Annotated in this window: 11 protein-coding genes; 6 read left to right on the top strand and 5 right to left on the bottom strand. The window is 74.6% G+C overall.

Features of this window, described 5'->3' with window-relative positions; all coding sequences use genetic code 11:
* The first annotated feature begins 60 nt into the window (after positions 1-60).
* Positions 61-963 (top strand): Bax inhibitor-1/YccA family protein, encoded by a 903-nt coding sequence (locus ACI780_RS05840; protein ID WP_457001427.1) that lies wholly within the window; start codon positions 61-63, stop codon positions 961-963.
* Positions 964-1,090: 127 nt separating this feature from the next.
* Here ACI780_RS05840 and ACI780_RS05835 read toward each other — a convergent pair whose 3' ends face one another.
* Both ACI780_RS05835 and ACI780_RS05830 read right to left on the bottom strand, forming a co-directional pair.
* Positions 1,091-2,311 (bottom strand): acetyl-CoA C-acetyltransferase, encoded by a 1,221-nt coding sequence (locus tag ACI780_RS05835; protein ID WP_457001425.1) that lies wholly within the window; start codon positions 2,309-2,311, stop codon positions 1,091-1,093.
* Positions 2,312-2,417: 106 nt separating this feature from the next.
* Positions 2,418-3,407, bottom strand: a complete 990-nt coding sequence (locus tag ACI780_RS05830; protein ID WP_456869487.1) for an SGNH/GDSL hydrolase family protein — start codon at positions 3,405-3,407, stop codon at positions 2,418-2,420.
* Positions 3,408-3,505: 98 nt separating this feature from the next.
* Between ACI780_RS05830 and ACI780_RS05825 the strand changes: the two genes are divergently transcribed.
* Positions 3,506-4,870 (top strand): DUF2252 domain-containing protein, encoded by a 1,365-nt coding sequence (locus ACI780_RS05825; RefSeq protein WP_457001422.1) that lies wholly within the window; start codon positions 3,506-3,508, stop codon positions 4,868-4,870.
* On the opposite strand, the gene ACI780_RS05820 is transcribed toward ACI780_RS05825, so the two are convergent.
* The 3 genes from ACI780_RS05820 to ACI780_RS05810 are packed head-to-tail and all read right to left on the bottom strand — an operon-like array spanning position 4,836 to position 9,129.
* Positions 4,836-5,651: an alpha/beta fold hydrolase gene (locus ACI780_RS05820; protein WP_457001420.1), complete on the bottom strand. Its 816-nt coding sequence runs from the start codon at positions 5,649-5,651 to the stop codon at positions 4,836-4,838. The genes ACI780_RS05825 and ACI780_RS05820 overlap by 35 nt on opposite strands.
* Before the next feature lie 29 nt (positions 5,652-5,680).
* A complete protein-coding gene (locus tag ACI780_RS05815) occupies positions 5,681-7,663 on the bottom strand; it encodes a VWA domain-containing protein (RefSeq protein ID WP_457001418.1) in 1,983 nt (660 codons plus the stop codon).
* A 2-nt stretch (positions 7,664-7,665) separates the two neighbouring features.
* Positions 7,666-9,129 carry a sigma 54-interacting transcriptional regulator gene (locus tag ACI780_RS05810; protein WP_456869483.1) on the bottom strand — a complete coding sequence of 488 codons (1,464 nt, stop codon included), beginning with the start codon at positions 9,127-9,129 and terminating at the stop codon, positions 7,666-7,668.
* Positions 9,130-9,212: 83 nt separating this feature from the next.
* Here ACI780_RS05810 and ilvA point away from each other — a divergent pair, with 83 nt between their 5' ends.
* The 4 genes from ilvA to ACI780_RS05790 all read left to right on the top strand — a co-directional run bounded on the left by ilvA (position 9,213) and on the right by ACI780_RS05790 (position 14,569).
* Complete coding sequence (gene ilvA / locus ACI780_RS05805; RefSeq protein ID WP_457001416.1) at positions 9,213-10,442, top strand: threonine ammonia-lyase; 1,230 nt, start codon at positions 9,213-9,215, stop codon at positions 10,440-10,442.
* A gap of 158 nt (positions 10,443-10,600) precedes the next feature.
* Entirely contained in the window at positions 10,601-11,605 is a 1,005-nt protein-coding gene (locus ACI780_RS05800; RefSeq protein ID WP_457001414.1) for an ATP-binding cassette domain-containing protein, read from the top strand.
* Positions 11,602-12,405, top strand: a complete 804-nt coding sequence (locus tag ACI780_RS05795) for an ABC transporter permease (protein WP_456869480.1) — start codon at positions 11,602-11,604, stop codon at positions 12,403-12,405. Before ACI780_RS05800 ends, ACI780_RS05795 begins: the two co-directional genes overlap by 4 nt.
* Positions 12,406-12,511: 106 nt before the next feature.
* Positions 12,512-14,569: a M3 family metallopeptidase gene (locus tag ACI780_RS05790; RefSeq protein WP_457001411.1), complete on the top strand. Its 2,058-nt coding sequence runs from the start codon at positions 12,512-12,514 to the stop codon at positions 14,567-14,569.
* Positions 14,570-14,640: the final 71 nt, after the last annotated feature.

Genomic DNA, 14,640 nt, shown 5'->3' with positions numbered 1-14,640 from the left:
ACCGAGTGGGGTGCGCGGACAGCAGCCCACCGACCGACCAGTCACCTCGAGGAGATGACGATGCCCAGCCACAACCCCGTCTTCGGCCGGGGCTTCGCCAACGCCGCCTCCGGCGGCGGCCAGCAGGGCTACGGCGCTCCCGGCTACGGCCAGCAGTACGGGCAGCCGTACGGCCAGCAGGGCAACGCCGCTCCCGGCTACGGCCAGCCCCAGCCCTACGGCGCGCCGCAGGGCTACGGCCAGCCCTACGGCGACCAGCAGTACGGCGCCCCGGCGCCGGCTCCGTTCAGCCCGCCGGCCACGCGCTACATGACGATGGACGACGTCGTCCAGAAGACGGGCCTGTCGTTCCTGGTCACCGTCCTGGCCGCCGCCGCCGTCTGGGCGCTGCCCGGACAGGCCGCGTGGGGCATCGCCCTGCCGGCCGTGCTCGTGGCCTTCGTCCTGGGCCTGGTGATCAGCTTCAAGCAGATCGCCAACCCGGTGGCCACGCTGGCCTACGGCGCGCTCTACGGTGTCGCGCTCGGCGCCATCAGCGAGGCGTTCAACTCCATCTACCCCGGCATCGTCGTGCAGGCGCTCATCGGCACCTTCGGCGTCTTCGCCGGCATGCTGGTCGTCTACAAGACCGGCGCCATCCGGGTCACCCCCAAGCTGACCCGCTGGATCGTCGGCGCCCTGTTCGGCGTCCTGGCGCTCGTGCTGGTCAACCTGATCGCCAGCTTCTTCACCCCGGGCGGTCTGGGCCTGCGCGACGGCGGCCCGCTGGCCATCGTGTTCAGCCTCGTCGTGATCGGTGTGGCGGCCTTCTCGCTGCTGCTCGACTTCGACATGGCCGACCAGGCCATCCGCCGCGGCGCCCCGGCCAAGTTCGCCTGGTACATCGCCTTCGGCCTGCTGGTCACGGTCGTCTGGCTGTACCTGGAGATCCTGCGGCTGCTGTCCTACTTCCAGGACAACTAGCGCACCGCACGCCCGTGGCCCGGTCCCCTCACGGGGGCCGGGCCACTGGCTTCTTACGTGTGGGAACGGCCCCCTCGCAGGGTCCCGCGGCGAGCGTGCGAGTGGCGGGAGGCGAGGGGGCCCTTCGTCAAGACAGGCGCTCGAGCACCATCGCCATGCCCATGCCGCCACCGACGCACATGGTCTCCAGGCCCAGGGTCTTGTCCCTGGTCTGCAGGCCGTTGATCAGCGTGCCGGTGATGCGGGCGCCGGTCATGCCGAACGGGTGGCCGACGGCGATCGCGCCGCCGTGCACGTTGAGCTTGTCGATGTCGATGCCCAGGTCGCGGTAGCTCGGGATGACCTGCGCGGCGAAGGCCTCGTTGATCTCGACGAGGTCGATGTCGTCGATGGTCAGGCCGGCCCGCTGCAGGGCGAGCCGCGAGGCGTCGACCGGGCCGTAGCCCATGATCTCCGGCGACAGGCCGGTGACCGCGGTCGACACGACGCGCGCCAGCGGGGTCAGGCCGAGGTCGCGGGCCTTGGTGTCGCTCATGACCACCACCGCGGCGGCGCCGTCGTTGAGCGGGCAGGCGTTGCCTGCGGTCACCCGGCCGTCGGGGCGGAAGACCGGCTTGAGGCCGGCGATGCCCTCCAGGGTGGTGCCGGCGCGCGGGCCGTCGTCCTTGGTCACGACGGTGCCGTCAGGGGTGGTGACCGGGGTGATCTCCCGCTCCCAGAAACCCTCGGCGATCGCCTTCTCGGCCAGGTTCTGGCTGCGGACGGCGAACTCGTCCATGTCCTGCCGGGTCACGCCCTTGAGCAGTGCCAGGTTCTCGGCGGTCTGCCCCATGGCGACGTAGACGTCGGGGACGTCGCCGCTCTCGCGGGGGTCGGTCCAGGAGTCCGCGCCGCTCTCGGCGACCTTGGCCACCCGCGCCTCGGCGTCGGTGAAGGCCGGGTTCTTCGTGTCGGGCAGCGAGTCGCTGTTGCCCTTGACGAAGCGCGACACCATCTCGACGCCGGCCGAGACGAAGACGTCGCCCTCGCCGGCCTTGATCGCGTGCATGGCCATGCGGGTGCTCTGCAGCGACGAGGAGCAGTAGCGGGTGATCGTGGTGCCGGGCAGGTGGTCCATGCCGAGCAGCACGCTGACGACGCGGCCCATGTTGTAGCCCTGCTCGCCGCCGGGCAGGCCGCACCCCAGGATGAGGTCGTCGATGTCGTGCGGGTCGAGCGCGGGCACCTTGTCGAGCGCGGCGCGGACGATGGTGGCGGCCAGGTCGTCGGGCCGCAGGTCCTTGAGCGACCCCTTGAACGCGCGACCGATGGGTGAGCGTGCGGTCGCGACGATGACGGCTTCGGGCATGGGGTCCTCCGCGGTGAGGCGGGCTCCCGGCCGGGGGAGCACCGGGTGTCGGGTCACCCCGGAAACTACCCCTGGGTAGCCGCCGGACCCCGCTGCAGGGCCCCGGTCAGCCGACCGGGATCTCCACGGCCTCGCTGACCTGCTCCGGGGTCGGCAGGTCGCTGGGCCGGCGGCGCAGCAGCCGCGCCCAGGTGCCCCAGGGGCCGGCGGCCGAGCCGCGGACCTCGGTCGCGCGGACCTCGGTGCCGGGACGACCCGCGGCGCGGGCGGCGGCCCGGGCCACCGGGCGGACCGAGCTGCCGCGCAGCCGCCGCTGCTCGTCCCGGGCCGGCCACACGCCGACGGCGTCGGCGAGCGCGGGCAGCAGGACGGCGGCGGCCGAGGCGTAGCCCGCGGCGCTCGGGTGGAACTCGTCGACGCTGAACAGCGTGCGGTCCTGGGCGAAGGAGGGGCCGAGCACCGAGCCGAGGGACACCGTGCGACCGCCGGCCTCGACGACGGCGATGGTCTGCGCGGCGGCCAGCTGCCGGCTCCACCGCCGCGCCAGCAGCCGCAGCGGCTGGGCGATCGGCCGGATCGTGCCGAGGTCCGGGCAGGTGCCGACGACGACCTCCGCGCCGGCCTCCCGCAGCCGCCGCACCGACTGGGCGAGGTGGCGCACCGAGTCCGCCGGGCGGGTCCGGGTGGTGACGTCGTTGGCGCCGATCATGATGAGTGCGAGGTCGGGACGGGCGGCCAGCGCCTGCTCGACCTGCGGGTCCAGCTCGCAGGACTCCGCGCCCGACACCGCCACGCGGACCAGCCGCACGGGGCGCTCGGCCAGCTCGGCCAGCGCCGCGGCCAGCAGCACGCCCGGCGTCTCCTCGGCGCGCTCGGCGCCCAGGCCGACGGCGCTGGAGTCTCCGAGCACGGTGAACACCAGCGGCTTGGTGCGGCCGCGGCCCCGGCCGTAGACGCCGTTCCCCGAGGGCGGCGGCTGCTTCGACGTCCGCGCCTCCACGCGGCGCCGGGCCGAGCGGGCCTCCAGGCGCAGCAGCGCGAGCAGGGCGGCGCCGGCCAGGCCCACCCCGCCGCCTCCGTAGGCGGCGGCGGTCACCAGCCGTCGTGCCCTGCCCGCTCGAGTCACCGCCACCCCGATCGTCACGCCGTGCGACCACCTGTCCTGCAGGCTAGCGAGCCTCTACGGTCCCCTCCGTGTCCGAATCCCCCCTGCGGGTGGCTTCCGGAGGAACGTCGGGTGACCGGTCGCGGTTGATCGTCGACGTCCTGGTCGACGCCTTCTCCGACCTGATGGCCGCCGACGCCGACGCCTTCCGCACCAAGTTCCGCAAGATGGCCGCCGACCCGTTCGCGTTCTACCGGGGCAGCGCGTGCCTGTTCTACGCCGACATGGACGTCCTCGAGGACCGGTGGGCCGACGAGCGCACCAGCCGGGTGTGGATCCAGGGCGACCTGCACGCTGAGAACTTCGGCACCTACATGGACGGCGCCGGGCGGATCGTCTTCGACGTCAACGACTTCGACGAGGCCTACCTCGGCCACGTCACCTGGGACCTGCGCCGGTTCGCGGCCAGCTTCGCCCTCCTGGCCTGGCGCAAGGCCCTCGGTGACGACGTCATCTCCGAGCTGCTGCGCACCTACCTGACCGCCTACCTCGACCAGGTCGAGGCCTTCACCCGCTCCGACGACGACCGCACCTTCGCCCTCACCGCCGCCGACACCGAGGGCGCGGTCCGCGAGGCCATCCTCGAGACGACCACCCGCACCCGCGCCGCGCTGCTGGACCGGATGACCGTCGTCGAGGACTACCGGCGCCGCTTCGCCGACGGCGGCCGCGCGCGGCGGCTCGACGACGCCGAGCGCGACCGGGTGCTGGCAGCGCTGGACCGCTGGCGCACGACGGTGGTGCCGCCGGTGCGCCGCCGCGACGTGGCCTACGACGTCAAGGACGTCATCGGCACCGGCGGCTTCGGCATCGGCAGCGCCGGCCTGCCCGCCTACAACGTGCTGCTCGAGGGCTACGACCAGGCGCTGGAGAACGACGTCGTGCTGTCCCTCAAGCAGGGCAACGTCGCCGCTCCCAGCCGCATCGTCCGCGACCGGCGGATCGCCGAGTACTTCGAGCACCACGGGCACCGGACGGCGGTCAGCCAGCGGGCGCTGCAGTCCAACGCCTCGCAGTTCCTCGGCCACACCGAGATCGACGGCGTCGGCTTCGTCGTCCAGGAGCTCTCGCCCTACGAGAACGACCTGGACTGGGAGGACCTCACCGAGCCCGAGGAGATCGCGCCGGTCATGGCCCAGCTGGGCCGGGCGACCGCGAAGCTGCACTGCGTCGGGGACGCCGACAGCGACCACGCCCTCGTCGGCTTCCAGACGGAGGAGGCGATCACGGCGATGGTGGGGGACCGCCGCGAGGAGTTCCTCGACGAGCTGGTCGCCTTCGCCCACGCCTACGCCCGCCAGACGCAGGAGGACCACCGGCTCTTCGTCGACGCCTTCCGCGCCGGCGAGATCCCGGGGGTCAGCTCGAGCGGGTCCCACCCGGTCCGCCGCTGACCGGGAGGGAGGCGGCCAGCACGCCGGCGAGGTCGTCGGCCCGCCAGCGGTGGTCGCTGCCGGGGACCGTCGCGCGCTCCGCCGACGCCAGCGAGCGCACGATCGAGTCGGCGGCGTCGGCCATGAAGGGGAAGGTGGTCGTCCCGAGCAGGACCACGGCGTGGGCCCGCACCGGCGCCCACAGCCGTGCCCGCGGCGCCGACTGCGTCCAGGCCAGCGCCTCCGCATCGGCCTGCAGGGTCGGTGCCATCCGCTCGAACAGCGGCCACTGCGGCCCCGAGCGCATCTGCTCGAACCACGCCGGCGGCATGCCGTCGGTGTAGAGCCGCCAGATGCCCTCCCGGTCGCCGGCGGCCACGAGCGCACGGATCGCGGCGAGGTGCTCCGCGCCGTCGGAGGCCTCCTCCTCGCCGAGGGGGACCTCCCAGAGGAACAGCCGCTCGACGCCGGGCAGCTCGGCGGCCGCCGCCAGGGCGATCGCGCCGCCGGAGGAGCTGCCGTACAGCCACGCCCGACCGCCGACGACGGCGAGCAGCGCACGGATCGCCGCCACCTCACCCGCCAGCCCGAACGGCGGGTCGCCGGTGCTCTCGCCGCGGCCGGGACGGTCGTACACGACGACGTCGAAGCCGCGGGCGGCCAGCTCGGCCGACAGCTCCCGGGTGTCCGGGTCGACGGCGCGGAACTGGCCCGCGCCGCCGACGCAGACCAGCGGCTGCCCGGCACCCTCCCGGTCGTAGGCGATGCGGGTGCCGTCGGAGGTCTGCACGTAGTCGGTCATGCGGTGGTGACTCGCCCGGAGCGCAGGACTCAGCGCGCCCGCCGACCCCGGCGCGTGCGCAGATAGTCGGCCACGACGTACTCGCCGAGCCGGTCGGAGTCGGGGGTGAACACCCGGCCGCCGGCCCGGGCGGTGATGTCGTGGACGAAGTGCACCAGGCTCGGCTCCGGGTCGAGGGCGAAGACGTTGAGCGTCGCCCCCGACCGCGCCACCCGCTCCACCTCGGCGACGGTCCGGGCGATCGTCTCGGGCATCGGCGGCCAGCAGAAGTACGGCGTGCCGTCGTCCTCCAGGTGCGCGGTCGGCTCGCCGTCGGTGACCACCAGGACCACCGGTTCGGCGTCGCGGTGCCGGGCGAGGAAGCGCCGGGCCAGCATCAGCCCGTGCTGCAGGTTGGTGCCCTGCAGCGTGTCCACCGACAGCTCGGCCAGCGTCTCGGGCCGCAGCACCTGCGCGGTGGAGGAGAAGCCGATGATCTGGATGGCGTCCTGCGGGAACCGGGTGGTCACCAGGGAGTGCAGCGCCATCGCCGTCGACTTGGCCGCGCCCCACGTGCCGCGCAGCGCCATCGAGTAGGACAGGTCGACCAGCAGCGCCACGGCCGCGCCGGTGCGCCGCTCGGTCTCCACCACCTCGAAGTCCTCGACGGCGATCCGCACCCGCCGGTCCCCGCGCGTGCCCCCGGCGGTGCGCAGCACGGCGTTGCGGACGGTGCGGACGACGTCGAGGGGCTGCTCGTCGCCGAAGTGCCACTCCCGCGACGCGCCGGTCAGCTCCCCGGCGGCCCCGGCGTCGGCGACGTCGTGCTCGCCGCGGCCGGTGGCGTCGAGCTGGGCGAACACCCGCCGCAGCGCGGTGGCCCCCAGCCGGCGCACCGCCTTGGGGGAGAGCTCGAGCTTGCCGTCGGACCGGTTGAGGTAGCCCTGCCGCTCCAGCTCGCGCTCGAGCTGCCGCAGCGCGGCGAGGTCGGCGACGGCGTCGCGGCCCAGCGCCTGCTCCAGCAGCTCCTCGTCGACGTCGGCCAGCGAGGCGCCGGCGTAGCCCTGGGAGAGCTGGTTGGACAGGGCCTCGAGGTCGGCGAGCTCGGCGACGGCGCTGGTGGCGTCGCCCAGGCCCAGGGCCTGCTCGCCGTCGGGGACCTGCCCGCGCTGGCCCCACGGCAGGTCGGGACGGGCCTGGCGCAGCGCGTCCTGCAGGTGCGCCATCTCGCTGGCCAGCCCGAGGTCGGACATCGTCTGCGCCATCAGGTCGGCCAGCTCGGCCCGCTGCTCGGGGGACAGGCCGGCCATCATCCGCTCCTGCGCGGCGGCCCGGCGGGCGAGGGAGTCGATCAGCTCGTCCACCGACTGCGGGTCGTCGGGGAAGAACTGCCCGTGCCTGTCCATGAACTCGCGGAACCGCTCGTCGGTGTCCTCGCCGCGGTTGTGCGCGTCGATGAGCGAGGACAGGTCGGCGACCATGTCCCGCACCGCCTGCACGTCCTGCTCGGTGGCGTTCTCCAGCGCCTGCTTCATGTGCGCGAAGGAGCTGTCGAGCACCTCCCGCCGCAGCAGGTCCTGGATCTGCTGGTAGGCCTCGCGCGCCTCGGCGGAGCGGAACGGGTAGTCCTTGAGCGCCCGCACGGCGCCGGCGGTGTCCTCCGGCAGCGCGTCGAGCTCGGCCTCGGCCAGCCGCGCGGCGTCGTCGGGGTCGGGGAACAGCTCGCGCCGCTCGGCGTCCAGCGCCCGGTCGAGCAGCTCGCGCACCTCCTGCAGCGTGCCGTCCATCCGGCCGGCGGTGCGGGCCTGCCGCAGCCGCTCGCGGACCGACCGGCGCAGCTCGTCGAGGCCGCGGCGGCCGTCCATGCCGCGGCGCAGCAGCTCCCGCAGCGCCTCCCGCACGCCGCTGCCGCCGAGCACCGAGTCGCCGATCTCGTCGACGGCGCTGCCCAGGTCGTAGGGCGGGGCGAGCGGGTCGGGCCCGCCCCGCCAGCGGCCGTACCGGTACCCCCTGCCGGGGCGTGGGCGGACCACCGTCAGGCCCCGTACACCGTGCGGGTGCCGTCGGTGTCCTTGGCCAGCCGGCGGGTGAGGTAGAGGCCCTCGAGGGCGAACTCGACCGCGGCCGCGGCCTGCTCGGCGGACTGCTCGCCCTCGGGGACGCCGAGGCGGCCGAGCAGCTCGGCCAGCCGCGGGATGGTGCCGAGCTGGCCGAGCAGCGCCGCGCCGGGCACCAGCTCGCCGGACTCGACGGTCTCCCCGCCGGTGAAGTGCTCCTGCAGCCCGGTCAGGTCCAGCCCGCCGCAGCGGGCGCGGAAGGTCTGCGCGGTGGCCTGCCGCAGCAGGTGCTCCAGCACCTCCAGCTCCCGGTCGTCGTCGGGGTCGGCGCCGGAGTCGGCGAACTCGACCTTGCCGCGGCTGGCCGGGACGACGCTCGGCAGGTCGACCACGCGGGCGACCGGGCGGGTCTCCCCGGCGACGGCGGCCCGGCGGACGGCGGAGGCGGCGACGGTCTCCAGCCCGGCGATGGCGAACCGGGCGCTGACGCCGGAGCGCTGGTCGACGTGGCTGGACTCGCGGACCAGCCGGGTGAAGCGGGCGACGATCTCCAGCAGGTGCTCCGGGACGACGGGGGCGTCGAACGCGTCGTGTCCGCTCGGTGCGCCGAGCCCGCTGGTCTGCGCCTCCTGGCGCAGCAGCCGGATCTCGTCGCCGAGCTCGAGCGGGTAGTGGGTGCGCACCTCGGCGCCGAAGCGGTCCTTGAGCGGGGTGATGATCCGCCCGCGGTTGGTGTAGTCCTCGGGGTTGGCGCTGGCGACCAGCAGCAGGTCCAGCGGCAGCCGGACGCGGTAGCCGCGGATCTGGATGTCGCGCTCCTCGAGCACGTTGAGCAGCGCGACCTGGATGCGCTCGGCGAGGTCGGGCAGCTCGTTGACGCTGAAGATGCCCCGGTTGGTGCGGGGGACCAGGCCGTAGTGGACGGTCTCGGGGTCGCCCAGGGTGCGGCCCTCGGCGACCTTGATCGGGTCGACGTCGCCGATGAGGTCGCCGACGCTGGTGTCGGGGGTCGCCAGCTTCTCCCCGAACCGCTCGCTGCGGTGCAGCCAGGTCACCGGGGTGGCGTCGCCGTGCTCGGCGACCTGCCGGCGCCCCCAGACGCTGATCGGGTGCAGCGGGTGCTCGTTGAGCTCGCTCCCGGCCAACACGGGGGTCCACTCGTCGAGCAGGCCGACGAGGGTGCGGATGAGGCGGGTCTTGCCCTGGCCGCGCTCGCCGAGCAGGACGAGGTCGTGGCCGGCGATGAGGGCCCGCTCGACCTCGGGGACGACGGTGTCCTCGAAGCCGACGATGCCGGGCAGGGTGGGCTCACCGGCGCCGAGGCGGGTGAGCAGGTTGGCGCGGATCTCGGCCTTGACCGGCCGGAAGGCGGCTCCGGAGTCGCGGAGCTCGCCGAGGGTCGTGGGTGCGGGTGGGGTCTGCGCTGGTGCGACGTCCGTCACCTCAGCCACGGTACGACGCGCGGGGACGTTCGGGGAACGGCCGCAGCGGTCGGCCGCGGGCCGGGCCTGCGAGGATCCCGGGCGTGGGAGTCCCGGGTGTGGGTGTGCAGCTGGTCTCGGAGGACGCCGTCGACGCGGCGGCCGCCCTGCTCGACGGGGTGGCCCGGCGGACGCCGCTGGAGCACTCGCGGGCGCTGGCCGAGCGGGTGGGCGGCCCGGTGCACCTCAAGTGCGAGAACCTGCAGCACACCGGCTCGTTCAAGTTCCGCGGCGCCTACACCCGGCTGTCCCGCCTGACGCCGGAGGAGCGGGCGCGCGGCGTGGTCGCGGCCAGCGCCGGCAACCACGCCCAGGGCGTCGCGCTCGCCGCCCGGATGCTCGGCATCCGCGCGACGGTGTTCATGCCCGAGACCGCGCCGCTGCCCAAGGTGGCGGCCACGCGCGGCTACGGCGCCGACGCGCGGTTGAGCGGGGCGGACCTCACCGAGGCGCTGGCCGCGGCCGTCGCCCACGCGGAGGAGACCGGCGCGGTCTTCATCCACCCCTTCGAGCACCCCGACGTCATCGCCGGGCAGGGCACGGTGGGCCTGGAGGTCCTCGAGCAGTGCCCCGACGTCGCCACGGTCGTCGTCTGCACCGGGGGCGGCGGGCTGGTGTCCGGGGTGGCGGCGGCGGTGAAGGCACGCCGGCCGGGCGTGCGGGTGGTGGCCGTGCAGGCCGCCGCGGCTGCTGCGTTCCCCGGGTCGCTGGCCGCGGGGCGGCCCGTGGCGCTGTCCGGGATGGCCACGATGGCCGACGGCATCGCCGTCGGGTCGCCCGGGGACCTCACGTTCGCGCACGTGCGCGACCTGGTCGACGAGGTCCGCACGGTGACCGAGGAGGACATGTCCCAGGCGCTGCTGTTCTGCCTGGAGCGGGCCAAGCTCGTCGTCGAGCCGGCCGGGGTGGCGGCGGTGGCCGCGGTGCTGGCCGACCCGACGGCGTTCCGGCCGCCGGTGGTCGCGGTGGTCTCCGGCGGCAACATCGACCCGGTGCTGCTGCTCAAGGTCGTGCAGCACGGCATGGCCGCGGCCGGCCGCTACCTGCGGCTGCGGCTGCGGGTGCCCGACCGGCCCGGCTCGCTCGCGGCGGTGCTGTCGGTGCTGGCGGGGGTGGGGGCCAACGTGCTCGAGGTCGAGCACGAGCGGACCGCGACCCGCCTGGACCTCGGTCAGGTGGAGGTCTTCGTCGTCCTCGAGACCCGCGGCCCCGACCACGCGCGGTCCGTCGTCGGCGCGCTCGAGGAGGCCGGCTTCGCCGTCTCCGAGGGCTGACCGCTCAGTTCCGGGACGCCGGCACGTCACCTCCTGCGGGCCGTGCCGCGCGGCCGGGACGGGAGAGGGAACGTGGAGACGAACAGCAGACGAACGGGTGTTCGCGCCCGGCGAACAGGGCTCGGGAAGTGTCGGTGCTCACACCTAGTTTCGCCGGCATGAGCGACGCCATCCTCGTCGAGGGACTGCAGAAGAGATTCGGGTCCAACACGGCCCTGGCCGGGGTCGACCTCACGGTCCCCGAGGGCAGCGTCCTCGGCCTGCTGGGGCCCAACGGTGCGGGCAAGACCACCGTCGTCCGCATCCTGACCACGCTGCTGACGCCCGACGCCGGGAGGGCGGAGGTCGTCGGCGTCGACGTGCTGCGCGACCCCGCGCGGGTGCGCTCGGTCATCGGGCTGACCGGCCAGTACGCCGCGGTCGACGAGTACCTCACCGGGTTCGAGAACCTGGAGATGGTCGGCCGGCTGTACCGGCTCGGCAAGCGCGAGTCGCGGGCCCGGGCCGGTGAGCTGCTCGAGCGCTTCGACCTCACCGACGCGGCCGACCGCCCGGCGAAGACGTACTCCGGCGGCATGCGCCGGCGGCTGGACATCGCCGCCTCGCTCATCGCCCGCCCGCGGGTGCTCTTCCTCGACGAGCCCACCACCGGGCTCGACCCGCGCAGCCGGCTGGCGATGTGGGAGTTCATCGCCGACCTCGCCGGCGGCGGGACGACGATCCTGCTGACCACCCAGTACCTCGAGGAGGCCGACCGGCTGGCCGACCGGATGGTGGTCATCGACCGCGGCCGGGTCATCGCCCGCGGCACCGCCGACGAGCTCAAGGCGCAGGTCGGCGGTCAGCGGCTGGAGCTGACGGTGAGCTCGGCGGCCGAGCTCACCGACGCCACCCGGCTGCTGGGACCGCTCGCGGCCGGCGAGCCGCAGGCCGACGAGCAGACCCGCCGGCTGAGCGTGCCGGTGCGGGGCGGCACCGACGACCTCGCCGAGGCGCTGCGGCTGCTGGCCGGCGGCTCCGTGGAGGTCCTCGACGTCGGGCTGCGCCGGCCCGACCTCGACGACGTGTTCCTCACGCTGACCGGCCACGCGGCCGAGGACGGCACCGACGACCGGGAGCCCGCCGGGCGGGTCCCCGCCGAGACCGCAGGGAGTGCCCGGTGAGTGCGCTGTCCGTGGCCGTCGAGGACGGCCTGACCATCACCCGCCGCAACCTGGTCAAGGTCCGGCGGGTCCCCGAGCTGATCGTCTTCGCGACCCTGTCGCCGATCATGTTCGTGCTGCTGTTCCGCTACGTCTTCGGCAGCGCCATCCCCATCGAGGGCATCAGCTACGCGGAGTTCCTGCTGCCGGGGATCTTCGCCCAGACCATCGTCTTCGGCAGCACCATCACCGGGGCGAGCCTGGCGGAGGACCTGCAGAAGGGGCTCATCGACCGCTTCCGGTCGCTGCCGATGGCGCGCTCGGCGGTGCTCGTGGGCCGCACGGTCGCCGACCTCGGCCTCAACGCGCTGTCGATCGTCGTCATGGGGGTGACCGGGTTCATCGTGGGCTGGCGGATCCGCTCCTCCCTGGTCGAGGCGCTGGCCGGGTTCGCCCTGCTGCTGCTCTTCGCCTACGCGATGAGCTGGCTGATGGCCACCGTGGGGCTGCTGGTCCGCACCCCCGAGGTGGTGCAGCAGGCGAGCTTCATCGTGATCTTCCCGCTGACGTTCATCGCCAACACGTTCGTGCCGACCAACAACTTCCCGACGGTGCTCAAGGCGATCGCCGACTGGAACCCGGTGTCGGCGGTGGTGCAGGCCGCCCGGGAGCTGTTCGGCAACACCGCACCGGGGCTGGAGACCTCCGACGCGTGGTCGCTGCAGCACCCGGTGCTGTACACGCTCATCTGGTCGGCGCTGCTGCTGGCGGTGTTCGTCCCGACGTCGGTGCGCATCTACCGGCGGACCGCCAGCCGCTGAGGAAGGGCCCCGCTGCACCCCGCCACGCGCACCCTCGCGGCGGGTCCCTGCAGCGGGGCCGTTCCAGCACCTCACCCCCGCCGCTCATGGCGGAGGATGGGCGCCGATGAGCGCCGCGCCCGCCCCCGCCGTGTCCGCCGACAACCCGTTGCTGGCCCAGTCGCCGTTGCCCTACCGGCTCCCGCCCTTCGCCGACATCACGCTGGAGCACTGCCGGGAGGCGGTGCTGGCCGGGATGGCCGAGCAGCGGGCGGAGATCGACGCGGTCACCGCGTCGGACGAGCCGGCCGGCTTCGAGAACACGATCGTCGCCCTGGAGCGCTCCGGCGCCCTGCTGCGGCGGGCCGGCGCGGTGTTCGCCAACCTGGCGTCGTCGCTGTCGAGCCCGCGGCTGCGCGAGATCGAGCGCGAGCTCGCCCCGCTGGAGGCCGCGCACGCCGACGCCCTCCGCCTCGACCCGGTGCTCTTCGCCCGCGTCGACGCCGTCCACGGGGCCCGGCACGACGCCGGCCTGGACCCCGAGGCGGTGCGGCTGGTCGAGCGGCACCACCTCGACCGGGTGCTGGCCGGGGCCCGCCTCGACGACGCCGGCCGCGCCCGGCTGTCCGAGCTCAACCGGGAGCTGTCGGAGCTGTCCACGCGGTTCGGGCAGAACCTGCAGCTGGCCACCGAGGCCACCGCCGTCCGGGTCGCCGACGCCGCCGAGCTCGACGGGCTGAGCGAGGAGGAGGTCGCCGCCGCGGCCCGGGCCGCCGCCGACCGCGGCCTCGACGGGTACCTGCTCCCGCTGCTGCTGCCCACCGGCCAGCCGGTGCTGGCGAAGCTCCGCGACCGCGGGCTGCGCCGTCGGGTGTTCGAGGCGTCGGTGACCCGGGCGTCGGCGGGGGAGCACGACAACGGGCCGGTGGCCGCCCGCATCGCCCGGGTGCGCGCCGAGCGCGCGCGGCTGCTCGGTTTCGCCACCCACGCCGACCTGGTGCTGGCCGACCAGACCGCCGGCAGCACCGCTGCCGTCGACGCGGTGCTCGCCCCGATGGTCGGCCCGGCGCTGGCCAACGCGCGGGCCGAGGCGGAGGCGCTCGCCGAGGTCGCCGCCCGCGACGGGGTGAGCGAGCTCGCGCCCTGGGACTGGGCCTTCTACAGCGAGCGGGTGCGCGCCGAGCGGTACTCGGTCGACCGCGCGGCGCTGCGACCGTGGTTCGAGCTGGACCGGGTCCTCGTCGACGGCGTCTTCCGCGCCGCGGAGCTCCTCTACGGCTTCCGGTTCACGCCCCGCCCCGACCTCGCCGGCTACCACCCCGACGTCCGGGTCTGGGAGGTCACCGGCGCCGACGGCGAGCAGGTCGGGCTCTACCTCGGCGACTTCCTCGCCCGCGAGGGCAAGCGCGGCGGGGCGTGGATGAGCTCCTTCGTCACGCAGTCGCGGCTGCTGGGCACCCGGCCGGTCGTCGTGAACAACCTCAACGTGCCGCCGCCGCCCGCGGGCCGGCCCACGCTGCTGACCCTCGACGAGGTCGACACGCTGTTCCACGAGTTCGGCCACGCGCTGCACGGGCTGAGCTCGGCGGTCACCTACCCGCGGTTCGCCGGCACCGCGGTGCCCCGCGACTTCGTCGAGTTCCCCAGCCAGGTCAACGAGATGTGGGCGCTGTGGCCGGAGGTGCTCGCGCACTACGCGCGGCACGTCGACACCGGGGAGCCGCTGCCGGCCGCCGTCGTCGAGGCGATCGACGCCGCCCGACTGTGGGGCGAGGGCTTCGCGACGCTGGAGTACCTGGCGGCCACCCTGCTCGACCAGGCCTGGCACCGGATCACGCCGGAGACCGAGATCGGCGACCCGGCGGAGTTCGAGCGGCGGGCGCTGGAGGAGGCGGGCGTGGCGTTCGAGCTCGTGCCGCCGCGCTACCGGACGACCTACTTCCAGCACGTCTTCGCCGGTGGCTACGCGGCCGGCTACTACTCCTACATCTGGTCGGAGGTGCTCGACGCCGACACCGTGGAGTGGTTCCGGGAGAACGGCGGGCTGCGGCGCGAGAACGGCGACGTCTTCCGGGAGCGGCTGCTGTCCCGCGGCGGGTCGGTGGACCCGCTGGAGGCCTTCCGCGCCGTCCGCGGCCGCGACGCCGACCCGGGCCCGCTGCTGCGCCGCCGCGGCCTCGCCTGACGGGGCTCCGCGACGATCAGGTGACCTGATCGTGGGGCGTCCTCCCGCACGGTGCGCGGTGCGGGAGGACG

Source organism: Geodermatophilus sp. SYSU D00814 (assembly GCF_054050055.1).
This window is presented reverse-complemented; position numbering and strand designations above follow the sequence as displayed.

Bases quoted from the DNA above. Each gene is read 5' to 3' on its own strand.
- ACI780_RS05835 (WP_457001425.1), bottom strand. From the start codon at position 2,311: ATGCCCGAAGCCGTCATCGTCGCGACCGCACGCTCACCCATCGGTCGC.
- ACI780_RS05820 (WP_457001420.1), bottom strand. From the start codon at position 5,651: ATGACCGACTACGTGCAGACCTCCGACGGCACCCGCATCGCCTACGAC.
- ACI780_RS05790 (WP_457001411.1), top strand. From the start codon at position 12,512: ATGAGCGCCGCGCCCGCCCCCGCCGTGTCCGCCGACAACCCGTTGCTG.
- ACI780_RS05840 (WP_457001427.1), top strand. From the start codon at position 61: ATGCCCAGCCACAACCCCGTCTTCGGCCGGGGCTTCGCCAACGCCGCC.
- ACI780_RS05800 (WP_457001414.1), top strand. From the start codon at position 10,601: ATGAGCGACGCCATCCTCGTCGAGGGACTGCAGAAGAGATTCGGGTCC.